The following is a 14,264-nucleotide window of genomic DNA, read 5'->3' as shown; positions in this document are numbered from 1 at the left end:
TTCCCGCTACAACTACTCTCAGCACTGGCGTTGATCTTATCAATCAAAGTAATGCCTTGTTTTATGTCTGAATTACAAAAAATCGTTTGATTTTACCCTACATAAAAGAACGTTAAAGCTGGAGTTAACCATGCACAAATTCACTAAAGCGCTGGCGGCCATCGGTCTGGCTGCCGTTATGTCACAATCCGCTATCGCTGAATCCATGAAGCTCGGTTTCCTGGTGAAACAACCGGAGGAACCCTGGTTCCAGACAGAATGGAATTTTGCGGATAAAGCCGGTAAAGATCTTGGCTTTGAGGTAATTAAAATTGCTGTCCCGGACGGTGAAAAAACCCTTAATGCTATCGACAGCCTGGCGGCAAGTGGCGCAAAAGGGTTCGTGATTTGTACCCCTGACCCGAAACTTGGGCCAGCCATTATGGCCAAGGCACGTGGCTATGATATGAAAGTCATCGCTGTGGATGACCAGTTCGCCAACGCCAAAGGTAAGCCAATGGATACCGTACCGTTGGTAATGATGGCGGCAACAAAAATTGGTGAGCGTCAGGGACAGGAGTTGTACAACGAAATGCAGAAACGCGGCTGGGATGTGAAATCTTCTGCCGTGATGGCCATTACCGCTAATGAACTGGATACCGCACGTCGTCGTACTTCCGGATCAATGGAAGCACTCAAAGCTGCGGGCTTCCCGGAAAAACAGATCTACCAGGTTCCGACCAAATCCAATGATATCCCAGGCGCATTCGACGCCGCCAACTCCATGCTGGTTCAGCACCCAGAGGTTAAACACTGGCTGATTGTCGGTATGAACGACAACACCGTACTGGGTGGCGTTCGTGCTACTGAAGGACAAGGCTTTAAAGCTCCGAACGTGATTGGTATCGGCATTAACGGCGTTGATGCGATTAGTGAACTCTCCAAGGGTGAAGCGACCGGGTTCTATGGCTCACTGCTGCCAAGCCCGGACGTCCACGGCTATAAATCCAGCGAGATGCTCTACAACTGGGTGACTAAAGGCGCAGAACCCCCGGTCTTCACCGAAGTCACAGATGTGGTGTTGATCACCCGCGAAAACTTCAAAGAAGAACTGGCGAAGAAAGGGCTGGGCGGTAAGTAACACGACAATTGTGAAACGTCTGTCCGACCTGCTAACTCCAGGTCGGACAAGGCAACGCCGCCATCCGGCAACAGGTTAGAACGATACTGACTCACGGAGACGTTATGCAACAGTCTACCCCGTATCTCTCATTTCGTGGCATTGGCAAAACCTTTCCTGGCGTTAAGGCGCTAACGGATATCAGCTTTGACTGCTATGCCGGTCAGGTGCATGCCCTGATGGGTGAAAATGGCGCCGGGAAATCAACATTATTAAAAATTCTCAGCGGTAACTATGCGCCAACGACGGGTTCTTTGGTGATCCGCGGACAGGAGGTTTCCTTTGCGGATACAACCACCGCGCTGAACGCCGGTGTCGCCATAATTTATCAGGAGCTGCATCTGGTGCCGGAAATGACCGTCGCCGAGAACATCTATTTAGGCCAGCTTCCGCACAAGGGTGGAATTGTTAATCGCTCGCTACTGAACTACGAAGCGGGTCTGCAGTTAAAACATTTAGGGATGGATATCGATCCGTCCACCCCATTGAAATATCTCTCTATTGGTCAGTGGCAAATGGTGGAGATTGCGAAAGCGTTGGCGCGCAATGCCAAAATTATCGCCTTTGATGAACCAACCAGCTCCCTTTCCGCCAGGGAGATTGAGAATCTGTTTCGCGTCATTCGTGAACTGCGTAATGAGGGGCGAGTCATTCTGTATGTTTCGCACCGAATGGAAGAGATTTTCGCCCTCAGTGATGCCATCACCGTGTTTAAAGATGGTCAGTACGTTAAAACCTTTACAGATATGCAGCAGGTTGATCACGAGGCGCTGGTACAGGCAATGGTGGGGCGTGACCTCGGAGATATCTACGGCTGGAAATCCAGACCTTATGGTGCAGAACGTCTGCGTCTGCATGAGGTGAAGGCGCCCGGTGTACGTACGCCGATCAGTTTATCAGTACGCAGTGGCGAAATCGTCGGGTTGTTCGGGCTGGTTGGAGCCGGACGTAGCGAACTGATGAAAGGGCTGTTTGGAGGGACGCGGATCACCGCCGGTCAGGTATTTATTGATGAAAAGTCAGTCAACATCCGTAAACCCAGCCACGCTATCGAGGCGGGGATGATGCTGTGTCCTGAGGATCGAAAAGCCGAAGGGATTATTCCTGTGCATTCGGTACGTAACAACATCAATATCAGCGCGCGTCGTAAACATGTACTTGGTGGTTGCCTGATCAACAACAACTGGGAAGAAACGAATGCCGACCACCATATTCGCGCACTGAACATTAAAACGCCGGGTGCAGAGCAATTAATCATGAACCTTTCCGGCGGTAATCAGCAGAAGGCCATTCTGGGGCGTTGGTTATCGGAAGAGATGAAAGTGATTCTGCTCGACGAACCTACGCGCGGCATTGATGTGGGTGCGAAACATGAGATTTATAACGTGATCTATGCGCTGGCGGCGCGCGGCGTTGCCGTGCTGTTTGCGTCCAGTGACCTGCCGGAGGTTCTCGGTGTCGCCGACCGTATCGTAGTGATGAGGGAAGGGGAGATTGCGGGGGTGTTACTTCATGAACAGGCGGATGAACGGCAGGCGCTAAGCCTTGCTATGCCTAAAGTCAGCCAGGCTGTAGCCTGAATAAGGAGAGTATAATGTCTTCGGTTTCTACATCGGGTTCTGGCGCATCAAAATCGGCGCTAAATCTTGGCAGAATTTGGGATCAATATGGGATGCTGGTGGTTTTCGCCGCATTGTTCCTGGTTTGCGCCATCTTCGTACCTAACTTTGCCACTTTTATTAATATGAAGGGGCTGGGGCTGGCTGTTTCCATGTCGGGTATGGTCGCCTGCGGGATGCTGTTTTGCCTGGCATCCGGTGACTTTGACCTCTCGGTCGCTTCGGTAATTGCCTGCGCCGGGGTTACAACCGCTGTGGTCATCAATATGACGGAAAGCCTGTGGATTGGCGTTGCCGCAGGACTGTTGTTAGGCGTTCTGTGCGGCCTGGTGAATGGGTTCGTAATTGCACGTTTAAAAATTAATGCGCTGATCACCACGCTTGCAACTATGCAGATTGTTCGCGGTCTGGCCTACATTATCTCCGACGGTAAAGCGGTAGGGATTGAAGACGAGCGCTTTTTTGCACTCGGCTATGCCAACTGGTTAGGGTTGCCGGCACCCATCTGGTTGACGGTAGGCTGCTTTATTATTTTTGGCCTACTGCTGAATAAAACCACCTTTGGACGTAATACGCTGGCAATTGGTGGTAATGAGGAGGCTGCGCGTCTGGCCGGGGTTCCGGTAGTACGCACCAAGATAATTATCTTTATTCTTTCCGGCCTGGTATCCGCCGTTGCGGGGATTATTCTGGCATCGCGCATGACCAGCGGCCAGCCAATGACCTCTATCGGTTATGAGCTTATTGTGATTTCAGCCTGTGTTTTAGGGGGCGTTTCACTCAAAGGCGGCATCGGAAAAATCTCATATGTAGTCGCCGGGGTGCTGATTCTTGGAACCGTTGAAAACGCGATGAACCTGCTGAACATTTCTCCGTTTGCACAATATGTGGTTCGAGGCTTAATCCTGCTGGCGGCGGTGATCTTCGACCGTTACAAACAAAAAGCGAAGCGTACTGTTTGATAATTTCATTGCCAACTTTTTAGTCTAGCTTCTCCTCATCGCCAGCCGCTATACCGGCTGGCGATTGTTTTTCCAAATGGCGAGCCTGGTCACACTGTCTATACTTATATCCGTCATACATCACATATACGGCGCGATCCGCGCGTCGCACAGACAATGATGAGGAGGAGATTCGGGTGACAGCATCGCTAACCGTAACCCCTGAGCTATCTGCAAACTGTGCTTATTTTTTCGATCTTGATGGAACCCTGGCAGAGATTAAACCGCATCCTGATCAGGTAGTTGTCCCTAAGACAGTCCTGCATTTGTTACATCGCCTGGCGGCGCAAAATGCGGGAGCACTGGCATTGATTTCAGGGCGCTCAATGGCTGAGCTTGACGTACTCACTACTCCCTTTCGCTTTCCGCTTGCTGGAGTGCATGGGGCAGAACGCCGCGACATCAATGGCCATGCCCATATTGTGAGTCTACCTCAGGATGTTGAACGTGAAATTGGTGTGCTACTAAATGCGGCGATGGCAGAACTGCCAGGCACCACGCTTGAAGCAAAAGGCATGGCTTTTGCCCTGCATTATCGACAGGCTCCTGAGCATGAGGCGGCGCTGTTGGCACTGGCTCAGCACATCATCCATAAATGGCCGCAGCTTGCGCTACAGCCTGGGAAATGCGTCGTGGAGATTAAACCAAAAGGTACGAATAAAGGAGAAGCTATAGATGCCTTTATGCAGGAAGCCCCTTTTGCCGGAAGAGTACCCGTTTTTATTGGTGATGACCTGACGGATGAGGCCGGTTTTAGAGTAGTGAACCGCGCCGGCGGTATCTCCGTAAAGGTGGGAAGCGGGGCGACTCAGGCGACATGGCGTCTGGCAGGCGTAACAGATGTTTGGCGCTGGCTGGAGCAAATCAACTGTCCGCAGCAAGAACAAAAAACAACGAATGACAGGAGAGATAGCTATGAGCCGTTTAGTCGTAGTATCTAATCGAATTGCCTCACCGGATGATAAAGGGAACGCAGGTGGTCTTGCGGTCGGTGTACTGGGCGCTCTGAAGGCCGCAGGCGGGCTATGGTTTGGCTGGAGCGGTGAAACAGGCAATGAAGATAAACCGCTAAAAAAAGTTACCCGCGGCAATATTACCTGGGCATCGTTTAATCTGAGCGAACAGGATTACGAAGAGTATTACTGTCAGTTTTCGAACGCCGTTTTATGGCCTGCATTTCACTACCGGCTGGATCTGGTGCAGTTTCAGCGTCCTGCATGGGAAGGCTATCAGCGGGTGAATGCCTTACTGGTTGATAAACTGCTGCCACTGCTTAGTGATGACGACATCATCTGGGTTCACGACTACCATTTACTCCCGTTTGCCAGTGAACTGCGTAAGCGTGGTGTGAATAACCGTATTGGTTTTTTCCTGCATATTCCTTTTCCGACGCCGGAAATTTTCACCGCGCTACCGCCACACAAAGTATTGCTTGAGCAGTTGTGTGATTTTGATTTACTCGGGTTCCAGACCGAAAATGATCGTCAGGCTTTTCTCGATTGTCTGAGCGCTCAAACCAGAGTGACCACACGCGACAAACATCACCATGCCTGGAATAAAGCGTTTCGCACTGAGGTGTATCCTATTGGTATTGCGCCGGATGAAATCGCCAAGCAGGCGGCAGGGCCGCTTCCGCCGAAAATGGCGCAGTTAAAGGCTGAATTAAAGAATGTGAAGAATATATTTTCCGTCGAGCGGCTGGATTACTCCAAAGGCCTGCCGGAGCGATTTCAGGCCTATGAGTCTTTGTTAGAAAATTACCCTCAGCACCACGGTAAGATTCGTTATACACAGATAGCGCCGACATCGCGCGAAGAAGTTCAGGCTTATCAGGATATTCGTCATCAGCTAGAGACCGAAGCCGGGCGAATTAACGGCAAATATGGTCAACTGGGCTGGACGCCTCTCTACTACCTGAACCAGTATTTTGACCGCAAATTGCTGATGAAGATTTTCCGTTACTCGGATGTTGGGCTGGTTACGCCATTACGGGACGGCATGAATCTGGTGGCAAAAGAGTTTGTCGCCGCACAGGATCCTGCCAATCCCGGCGTACTGGTGTTATCACAGTTTGCCGGGGCGGCGAATGAGCTGGCCTCCGCGCTGATCGTTAACCCTTACGATCGGGATGACGTTGCCAGCGCGTTGAACAGAGCGTTAATCATGCCGCTTGATGAGCGTATTTCGCGTCACGCCGGGATGCTGGAGACGATTGTCAAAAACGATATCGACAACTGGCAGGCCAGTTTTATTCGTGACCTAAAAAAGGTCGCGCCACGTCATGCTGAAAGCCAGCCGCACGACAACGTGGCCTCATTGCCCAAACTGGCCTGAAATCCGATGCTCGGTGATTAGTCACCCGCCAGCGGAACCAGCAGCACATCCACCTGACTTGCGCTGACAACGCTTTTCGCTGAGCAGGATGCTCGCGAAAAGAAGCTCTGGTTATGGTTGCCATAAATGACAAGATCGACAGCGTGCTTGCGGCACACGTCGAGAATATGTTCGTTCAGTGCCCCATAGGTGATGAAGGTGTTCTCAATGGGGTACTGAGCCTCTTTACTGAGCTTATCAATAAAATCCTGTGTCTCTTCTTGCATCACTTCACGCAGGTCTTCCAGCATTGGTGCAGCGAATTGATTATACAGTTCAGGGTCCGAGACAAGGGTTATCAGGCTAATACGGGCATTTACAGGGCGAGCGATAGAAACGGCCTTCGCTAACAGCTGGTGGCTTTCGGGGGTGGCTGCAACAGCAACAAGAATGTGCGCATAGCTCATAACTCGCTCCTTTATATAAGAATTATGAGAGAACTTTCATGTTTACTCGGGTTAGCTCAATACTGCATCGTTTCACCTGACAATAGTGTGAATGCCATCATGATTATTCATTAATTATTCTTATAAATAGAATAATCACGTCAAATGAGCCTGAAATGCATTCAGGTGATTTAAGTGAAATCAACTGCTAATGAAAACAATGTGTTAATAAAAATTAAACATTAATTAACATTTAAGATGTCGTCACCATGCGGTATTAATTAATTGACCTTAATATTTAAGTTGTTGTTTATAAAGCATTTAATGAAATAACGTTTCATAGTGAATAAGTTATTCAGCATGTTATTTCAGTGCGTGATATTAACGCAGGTAAATAAGGTGCTATTCGGTTTCATTGCAATAATATTCGTACGCATGGAATTGAAATGAAGAACGATAGTTCAAAAAACAAGCAAAGTAAAAGCCGCGCTGATGGATTTATGTTAATCCTTTAGCTGCTTTATGTGATCTGTGTCACATATTCTTTAAATTCGCAGCATCGCTCCGTTGTATGTGTAACGGGTGGCGGGTAGAGTTGCGTCGAATTAGGAAAAATCTTAGACATTTGTAAGAATTGATGTGAGCTTGTAAGGAACGCGGCCTTCTTAAAAGGGAATGTTTACACAACGCGTAAGTGCCGTAACGCTGCTATGTATTTGACCTTTGTTTTTTTTTTCCGGGCCTTCCCGGCGACATCACGGGGTGCGGTTTTACCGCATAAAAATCATGTTGGTTATTATGGATGCAAATAATGCATACATCCGAGTTGCTGAAACACATTTATGACATCAATTTGTCATATTTATTGCTTGCACAGCGTTTGATCGTTCAGGATAAAGCATCCGCGATGTTCCGCCTTGGTATCAGCGAAGAGATGGCGGACACGTTGGCAACACTAACACTTCCTCAAATGGTCAAACTGGCTGAAACAAATCAACTGGTATGTCATTTCCGTTTCGATGATCACCAAACTGTTACTCGACTGACGCAAGATTCTCGCGTTGACGATCTTCAGCAAATTCACACCGGTATCATGCTTTCAACGCGTCTGTTAAGCGACATTGATGATGCGGCGCGTAAGAAAAGGGCTTGATGATGAGCGAAAAAAGCATTGTTCAGGAAGCGCGTGATATCCAGCTAGCGATGGAATTAATCACATTGGGCGCCCGTTTGCAAATGCTGGAAAGCGAAACGCAGTTAAGCCGTGGCCGACTCATTAAGCTCTACAAAGAATTACGCGGTAGCCCTCCGCCAAAAGGTATGCTCCCTTTCTCAACCGACTGGTTTATGACGTGGGAGCAAAATATACATGCTTCTATGTTTTGCAACGCCTGGCAGTTTCTTCTTAAAACGGGTCTGTGCAGCGGCGTGGATGCCGTAATTAAAGCCTACCGTTTATATCTTGAACAGTGTCCGCAGCCTGAGGAAGGACCCTTGCTGGCGTTAACACGCGCGTGGACTCTTGTGCGTTTTGTCGACAGTGGCTTGCTGGAACTGTCCACCTGCAACTGCTGCGGCGGGAATTTTATTACTCACGCGCATCAACCTGTGGGCAGCTTTGCATGCAGTTTATGCCAGCCGCCATCGCGGGCCGTAAAAAGACGTAAACTTTCCCAGAATGCTGCCGATATTATTCCACAACTGCTGGATGAACAGATCGAACAGGCTGTTTAACTGATACGGTGTGGATAAACACTCCAGCAGCGGTAAGAGATTACCGCTGCTTTTTTTTGTCCTGACCTCTGAGTTAACTGCCCGACTGCGCATCCTGTCATAGTCAATTGCGAAAGGATGATGTCGTGCTTATCTTATTAGGTTACCTGGTTGTTATTGGTACAGTTTTCGGCGGTTATATGATGACCGGCGGACACCTTGGGGCACTCTATCAACCGGCTGAGCTGGTGATCATCGGTGGTGCGGGTATTGGGGCATTCATCGTCGGCAATAACGGCAAAGCCATCAAAGGGACGATGAAAGCGATCCCGTTGCTTTTTCGTCGCTCGAAATACACCAAAGCCATGTATATGGATCTGCTGGCACTGCTTTATCGCCTGATGGCCAAGTCTCGTCAGCAGGGCATGTTCTCGCTCGAGCGCGATATTGAAAACCCAAAAGAAAGTGAAATTTTCGCCAGTTATCCGCGCATCCTCGCGGATGCCATCATGCTTGATTTTATCGTCGATTACCTGCGCCTGATTATCAGCGGCAATATGAATACGTTTGAAATTGAAGCGCTGATGGACGAAGAAATTGAGACTCATGAGAGTGAAGCTGAAGTCCCGGCCAACAGCCTGGCGATGGTCGGTGATTCTTTACCCGCATTCGGTATCGTGGCGGCAGTTATGGGCGTTGTGCATGCACTTGCCTCAGCCGATCGTCCGGCGGCTGAACTGGGTGCGCTGATTGCGCACGCCATGGTAGGAACCTTCCTCGGTATTTTACTGGCCTATGGATTCATTTCTCCGCTTGCCAGCGTACTGCGCCAGAAGAGTGCTGAAACGACCAAAATGATGCAGTGCGTGAAGATCACTCTGCTCTCAAACCTGAATGGCTATGCCCCTCCTATTGCCGTCGAATTTGGTCGTAAAACGCTGTATTCCAGTGAGCGTCCTTCGTTTATCGAACTGGAAGAACATGTTCGTGCGGTGAGAAACCCGACTCCGCAGCAAACGACCGAGGACGCATGAAAAATCAGGCCCATCCTATTATCGTCGTAAAACGACGAAAACATAAAAATCACGGCGGTGGGGCGCATGGTTCATGGAAAATTGCCTACGCCGATTTTATGACTGCGATGATGGCCTTCTTTCTGGTGATGTGGCTGATTTCCATTTCCAGCCCGAAAGAGTTGATCCAGATTGCAGAGTATTTTCGTACCCCTCTGGCCACTGCGGTGACCGGTGGAAATCGTATTTCGAATAGCCAAAGCCCAATACCTGGCGGCGGGGACGATTACACCCAGCAACAGGGTGAAGTGAATAAGCAGCCGAATATCGATGACCTGAGAAAGCGCATGGAGCAGAGTCGCTTGAGTAAATTACGCGGTGATCTGGACCAGTTAATCGAGTCCGATCCTAAACTGCGTGCGCTACGTCCGCATTTGAAGATTGATTTAGTTCAGGAAGGGCTGCGGATTCAGATTATCGACAGCCAGAACCGCCCGATGTTTAAGACTGGCAGCGCCGAGGTTGAGCCTTACATGCGCGATATCCTGCGAGCCATTGCACCTGTCCTGAATGGGATCCCTAACCGCATCAGTCTCTCCGGCCATACGGATGATTATCCTTATGCCAACGGTGAGAAAGGGTACAGCAACTGGGAATTGTCAGCCGATCGCGCCAATGCATCGCGTCGCGAGCTGGTCAGCGGAGGCCTGGACACGGGAAAAGTATTACGGGTGGTAGGCATGGCCGCCACGATGCGTCTGAGCGATCGCGGTCCTGAGGACGCCATCAACCGCCGTATAAGTCTGCTGGTACTCAATAAGCAGGCGGAAGAGGCCATTTTGCATGAAAACGCTGAAAGCCAGAATGAGCCGGTAAGTGTATTACAACAGCCTGCGGCAATGCCGTCGGCAAGCGTTCCCACATCGCCACCAGCCAATCCGAGGTGATAGCGTGAGCATGGATATTAGCGATTTTTATCAGACCTTTTTTGATGAAGCTGACGAACTGTTGGCCGACATGGAGCAGCACCTGCTTGATTTGGTTCCTGAAGCCCCGGATTCCGAACAACTGAATGCCATTTTTCGTGCAGCGCACTCGATTAAAGGCGGCGCGGGCACTTTCGGCTTTACTATTTTGCAGGAAACGACCCATTTAATGGAAAACCTGCTGGATGAAGCGCGGCGTGGCGAGATGCAGCTCAATGCCGACATTATCAACCTGTTTTTGGAAACGAAAGATATTATGCAGGAACAGCTCGACGCCTATAAAAACTCAGAGGAGCCGGATGCCGCCAGCTTTGAGTACATTTGTAATGCGTTACGACAGTTAGCGCTCGAAGCCAAAGGCGAAACCGCACCGGCGGTCGTCAACTCCGCCAAACTGAGCGTTGTTGACAGTACGGCGATGCAGGAAGAGGCGATGGCACCAGACGCCCCGACAGCAGGTGAAGAGGTCAAAAAACGTATTGTTCTCTCGCGTCTGAAATCCAGTGAAGTAGATTTACTGGAAGAGGAACTGGGGAATCTGGCGACCTTGACGGATGTGGTAAAGGGAAGCGATTCGCTGTCGGCAACGCTCGATGGTGACCTCGCAGAAGATGACATTATCGCCGTGCTCTGCTTCGTGATCGAAGCCGATCAGATTGAATTTGAAACCGTCACCTCAGCACCTGCTGAAGCGGAAGTTGCAGCAGTTGCCGTCGTCGACGAGCCGCAGCCGGTTGCCCCGGTGCCAGCGGTTAAAGCGGCCGCCAGTGAACCACAACATGGACGTGCGGAACGTGAAAAACCTGCTCGTGCGAGTGAGTCAACCAGCATTCGCGTAGCGGTAGAGAAAGTCGATCAGTTGATTAACCTGGTCGGTGAATTGGTGATTACGCAGTCGATGCTGGCCCAACGTTCTAACGAATTGGATCCGGTAAATCACGGCGATCTCATCACCAGCATGGGGCAGTTACAACGTAACGCCCGCGATTTGCAAGAATCGGTGATGTCGATTCGTATGATGCCTATGGAGTACGTCTTCAGCCGTTTCCCTCGTCTGGTTCGCGATCTGGCGGGCAAACTGGGTAAACAGGTCGAGCTGACGCAGATTGGTAGCTCTACTGAACTCGACAAGAGTCTGATTGAACGCATTATCGATCCGCTGACGCACCTGGTGCGTAACAGCCTTGATCACGGTATTGAACTGCCGGAAAAACGCCTCGAGTCCGGGAAAAGTCCGATCGGTAATTTGACGCTTTCTGCTGAACACCAGGGCGGGAATATCTGTATCGAAGTTACCGACGACGGCGCAGGCTTGAACCGTGAGCGTATCCTGGCGAAAGCTATCTCCCAGGGGATGCCGATCCACGACAACATGAGCGATGACGAAGTCGGCATGCTGATCTTCGCGCCTGGTTTCTCGACCGCCGAACAGGTAACGGATGTTTCCGGCCGTGGTGTCGGTATGGATGTGGTGAAGCGTAATATCCAGGAGATGGGAGGACATGTTGAGATCCAGTCAAAACAGGGCCAGGGTACGACTATCAGGATTTTGCTGCCGCTGACGCTGGCTATCCTTGATGGCATGTCCGTCCGCGTGGCGGATGAGGTCTTTATTCTGCCGCTGAATGCCGTCATGGAATCACTGCAACCCCGCGAAGAAGATCTCCATCCGCTGGCCGGGGGAGAACGTGTTCTGGAAGTGCGCGGCGAATATCTACCGCTGGTTGAGTTGTGGAAAGTCTTTGAAGTCGAAGGTGCAAAAACCGAAGCGACTCAGGGCATCGTGGTGATTTTGCAAAGCGCGGGGCGTCGATACGCGCTGTTGGTTGATCAGTTAATTGGTCAACACCAGGTGGTGGTAAAAAACCTGGAAAGCAACTACCGCAAAGTGCCTGGCATCTCTGCTGCAACGATCCTCGGCGACGGTAGCGTCGCGCTGATTGTCGATGTTTCTGCATTGCAGGGGTTAAACCGCGAACAACGTGTGGCGATCACAGCCGCCTGATTGAGTAAGAAAGGGAATAATATGACCGGTATGAGTAATGTAACTAAACTGGCCGGCGAACCGTCAGGTCAGGAATTCCTCGTGTTCACGCTGGGGGATGAAGAGTACGGTATCGATATCCTGAAAGTGCAGGAAATTCGTGGCTACGATCAGGTCACACGTATCGCCAATACACCTTCTTTTATTAAAGGGGTCACTAACCTGCGCGGTGTGATTGTGCCGATCGTTGACCTGCGTGTGAAGTTCAGCCAGAGCGATGTTGATTACAACGAGAACACCGTAGTGATTGTACTGAATCTGGGACAACGTGTGGTGGGTATTGTGGTTGATGGTGTTTCTGATGTGTTGTCGCTGACTACAGATCAAATCCGTCCTGCGCCGGAATTTGCGGTCACGCTGTCAACGGAATACCTGACCGGACTGGGCGCGCTGGGCGATCGGATGCTGATTCTGGTAAATATTGAGAAGTTGCTTAACAGCGAAGAGATGGCGTTGTTGGATATTGCGGCTAATCACGTGGCATAAATAAAGCCGGAACATAGTGGCATATTTCAAAGGCCGGGTAAGCGTTAGCGATACCCGGCTTTTTTACACCTTACACTTTCTGCTCAACCAGCTCGGGTTCTTCCTGTAGTAAACCTTCATCCTTCGCCAGCATTGCCGTAGCGATCCCGTTGCCTAAAACGTTAATCGCCGAACGTCCCATATCGAGGAAGTGGTCAATACCCATCAGTAACAGGATCCCTGCAACCGGAATATTGAAGTTCGGAATGGTCGCAGCCAGTACCACCAGCGCTGAGCGTGGCACACCTGCAATCCCTTTTGAAGCCAACATCAGCGTTAGCATTAGTACGGTAATTTCCGCGAATGAGAGGTGGATGTTATAGGCCTGAGCGATAAACATTGAGGCAAATGAGCAATACACCATCGAGCCGACCAGGTTAAACGAATAGCCGATGGGTAGAACAAACGACACGATATTGCGGGAGCAGCCAAACGTCGTTAACTGTTCCAGTGTTTTCGGATAGGCTGCCTCTGAGCTGCTGGTAGTGAAGGCGACCAACACCGGATCTTTCAGCATGCTGACCAGCCGGAACACCTCTTTCTTCAGCACGATATAACCTACAGCCAGCAATACCAGACAGGTCAGCAGGATGGCGACGTAATAGCCGCCAATAAATGAGGCGTAGTTGAGCAGAATACCCAATCCCTGCGTGGCAATGACGGAAGAGATAGCGGCGAAGATAGCCAACGGCGCGACGTACATAACATAACCCGTCACCTTCAACATAATGTGGGAAACCACGTCCAGCGCAGCGACCAGCGGTGCGTTAAATTTCTCACCCAGTGATGCCCCACCGATACCGAAGAACATTGAGAACACGACGATTTGCAGGATCTCATTGTTTGCCATGGCGTCGGCAATGCTGGTTGGGATGGTATGAGACAGAAAACCTTTCAGGCTCATGCCACCGACGGCCAGACCGGTATCCGTTGCTTCCAGCGGAATCGCCAGGTTCAGCCCGCTTCCCGGTTGCTCAAGGGAGACAACGAAAAGGCCTACCAGAATAGACAGTACAGAGGAACTGATAAACCAGATCATCGCTTTACCGCCAACGCGCCCAATAGTCGACGTTTCTCCCAGGCGCATGATACCGACAGTCAGCGTGCTAAAGACTAAAGGTGCGATGACCATTTTAATCAGCCGCAAGAAGATGTCGGTAAGCAGTGTAATATTATCAGCCCAGGTGGTAACGACACCTGGGGAGGCATAGGAGTGGATCACCGCGCCCGACAGGATCCCCGCCAGCATGAAGATCACGATAAACAACGTGAGTTTGTTTGCACTTGCCACTAAAAAGCCCTCTCAGGATTTAACATTTATTGTTCGGTTACTCATTTTTTATACTTATTAAGTGGTAACGAAATATTCATCATATAAATTGAATTAAAGCGTACTCGGATACAACTTTTTTTAATTTTTTATCCATTTTGTTGTGGTATTTGAG

Annotated in this window: 13 protein-coding genes; 11 read left to right on the top strand and 2 right to left on the bottom strand. The window is 50.2% G+C overall.

All coding sequences use genetic code 11. The features are described from left to right. Nucleotides 1–130: 130 nt before the first annotated feature. The 5 genes from AACS05_RS13780 to otsA all read left to right on the top strand — a co-directional run bounded on the left by AACS05_RS13780 (nucleotide 131) and on the right by otsA (nucleotide 6,113). A complete protein-coding gene (locus AACS05_RS13780) occupies nucleotides 131–1,120 on the top strand; it encodes an arabinose ABC transporter substrate-binding protein (RefSeq protein ID WP_045444221.1) in 990 nt (329 codons plus the stop codon). Nucleotides 1,121–1,224: 104 nt separating this feature from the next. Then, complete coding sequence (gene araG / locus AACS05_RS13775; RefSeq protein ID WP_045444218.1) at nucleotides 1,225–2,739, top strand: L-arabinose ABC transporter ATP-binding protein AraG; 1,515 nt, start codon at nucleotides 1,225–1,227, stop codon at nucleotides 2,737–2,739. A gap of 14 nt (nucleotides 2,740–2,753) precedes the next feature. Next, nucleotides 2,754–3,740 (top strand): arabinose ABC transporter permease AraH, encoded by a 987-nt coding sequence (gene araH, locus AACS05_RS13770; protein ID WP_045444215.1) that lies wholly within the window; start codon nucleotides 2,754–2,756, stop codon nucleotides 3,738–3,740. Nucleotides 3,741–3,916: 176 nt separating this feature from the next. Then, nucleotides 3,917–4,720 (top strand): trehalose-phosphatase, encoded by an 804-nt coding sequence (otsB, locus tag AACS05_RS13765; RefSeq protein ID WP_045444212.1) that lies wholly within the window; start codon nucleotides 3,917–3,919, stop codon nucleotides 4,718–4,720. Continuing rightward, the gene (gene otsA, locus AACS05_RS13760; RefSeq protein WP_045444208.1) at nucleotides 4,695–6,113 is read left to right on the top strand and encodes an alpha,alpha-trehalose-phosphate synthase; all 1,419 of its coding nucleotides are present in this window, start codon (nucleotides 4,695–4,697) and stop codon (nucleotides 6,111–6,113) included. The genes otsB and otsA overlap by 26 nt, the downstream gene beginning before the upstream one ends. 17 nt (nucleotides 6,114–6,130) lie before the next feature. On the opposite strand, the gene uspC is transcribed toward otsA, so the two are convergent. Further along, complete coding sequence (uspC, locus tag AACS05_RS13755) at nucleotides 6,131–6,559, bottom strand: universal stress protein UspC (protein ID WP_045444205.1); 429 nt, start codon at nucleotides 6,557–6,559, stop codon at nucleotides 6,131–6,133. 790 nt (nucleotides 6,560–7,349) lie between these two features. Between uspC and flhD the strand changes: the two genes are divergently transcribed. The 6 genes from flhD to cheW all read left to right on the top strand — a co-directional run bounded on the left by flhD (nucleotide 7,350) and on the right by cheW (nucleotide 12,780). Further along, on the top strand, nucleotides 7,350–7,691 hold the full coding sequence (flhD, locus tag AACS05_RS13750; protein WP_003034622.1) for a flagellar transcriptional regulator FlhD: 342 nt from the start codon (nucleotides 7,350–7,352) through the stop codon (nucleotides 7,689–7,691). Nucleotides 7,692–7,693: 2 nt separating this feature from the next. After that, nucleotides 7,694–8,272, top strand: a complete 579-nt coding sequence (flhC, locus tag AACS05_RS13745) for a flagellar transcriptional regulator FlhC (protein WP_045449675.1) — start codon at nucleotides 7,694–7,696, stop codon at nucleotides 8,270–8,272. Nucleotides 8,273–8,397: 125 nt separating this feature from the next. Next, the gene (motA, locus tag AACS05_RS13740) at nucleotides 8,398–9,285 is read left to right on the top strand and encodes a flagellar motor stator protein MotA (RefSeq protein ID WP_045444201.1); all 888 of its coding nucleotides are present in this window, start codon (nucleotides 8,398–8,400) and stop codon (nucleotides 9,283–9,285) included. Continuing rightward, nucleotides 9,282–10,211 carry a flagellar motor protein MotB gene (motB, locus tag AACS05_RS13735; protein WP_045444198.1) on the top strand — a complete coding sequence of 310 codons (930 nt, stop codon included), beginning with the start codon at nucleotides 9,282–9,284 and terminating at the stop codon, nucleotides 10,209–10,211. The genes motA and motB overlap by 4 nt, the downstream gene beginning before the upstream one ends. Nucleotides 10,212–10,221: 10 nt before the next feature. Next, nucleotides 10,222–12,255 (top strand): chemotaxis protein CheA, encoded by a 2,034-nt coding sequence (gene cheA, locus AACS05_RS13730; RefSeq protein ID WP_190284578.1) that lies wholly within the window; start codon nucleotides 10,222–10,224, stop codon nucleotides 12,253–12,255. A 21-nt stretch (nucleotides 12,256–12,276) separates the two neighbouring features. Continuing rightward, on the top strand, nucleotides 12,277–12,780 hold the full coding sequence (cheW, locus tag AACS05_RS13725) for a chemotaxis protein CheW (RefSeq protein WP_045444189.1): 504 nt from the start codon (nucleotides 12,277–12,279) through the stop codon (nucleotides 12,778–12,780). 70 nt (nucleotides 12,781–12,850) lie between these two features. Here the strand turns inward: cheW and AACS05_RS13720 are convergent, their stop codons facing one another. Continuing rightward, on the bottom strand, nucleotides 12,851–14,110 hold the full coding sequence (locus AACS05_RS13720) for a dicarboxylate/amino acid:cation symporter (RefSeq protein WP_045444186.1): 1,260 nt from the start codon (nucleotides 14,108–14,110) through the stop codon (nucleotides 12,851–12,853). Nucleotides 14,111–14,264: the final 154 nt, after the last annotated feature.

The sequence above is a fragment of the Citrobacter sp. S-77 genome, assembly GCF_963864895.1.
Classification (GTDB): domain Bacteria; phylum Pseudomonadota; class Gammaproteobacteria; order Enterobacterales; family Enterobacteriaceae; genus Citrobacter; species Citrobacter murliniae.
Note: the sequence above shows the minus strand (reverse complement) of the source record. Positions and strands in the feature narration are given on the sequence as shown.